The organism is Enterobacter sp. RIT637, from assembly GCF_019718755.1.
Lineage (GTDB): Bacteria > Pseudomonadota > Gammaproteobacteria > Enterobacterales > Enterobacteriaceae > Enterobacter.
Genome location: NZ_JAIHAZ010000217.1, coordinates 1 through 507 on the forward strand (window position 1 = coordinate 1; position 507 = coordinate 507).

Sequence of the window (507 nt, forward strand, 5' to 3'; positions counted from 1 at the left end):
GTTTTGATACGGCCTGGATTGCTCAGCACCATTTCCATGAGCGCGAAGGCGGCCTTCCGTCGCCGCTGGTGTTCCTCGCTCACGTTGCGGCCCAGACCCAAAGCATCCGTCTGGGCACGGCGATTATTACCCTGCCGATGGAAAACCCGCTGCGCGTGGCGGAAGACGCGGCGGTCCTCGATCTGCTGGCGGACGGTCGCCTTGAAGTCGGTTTTGGCTCCGGCGGCACGCCAACCTCGTTTCTGCCTTTCGGCCTGACGTTCGACGAGCGCGGCGCGACGTTTGCCGACCATCTGCACCTGATTCAGAGCGCCTGGCGCGGTGATTCCCTGACGCATCCGGATAACCATCTCTATCCACCTGCGCCGCAGCTGGCAGAGCGCGTGTGGATCGCGACCTTTTCCGTTGAAGGCGCCGTGCGCGCCGCCCGGGCCGGGCACGGGCTGATGCTCTCCCGCACTCAGCCTCGCCCGGCTGACCAGCCAGGGCTAACTCTCGACCAGATTC

1 protein-coding gene is annotated in these 507 nt (G+C 65.1%); it reads left to right on the forward strand.

Annotated features, from left to right (window positions below; all coding sequences use genetic code 11):
* On the forward strand, nucleotides 1-507 hold a 507-nt coding region (locus tag K5E19_RS24100; RefSeq protein ID WP_221553418.1), incomplete at both ends, for an LLM class flavin-dependent oxidoreductase.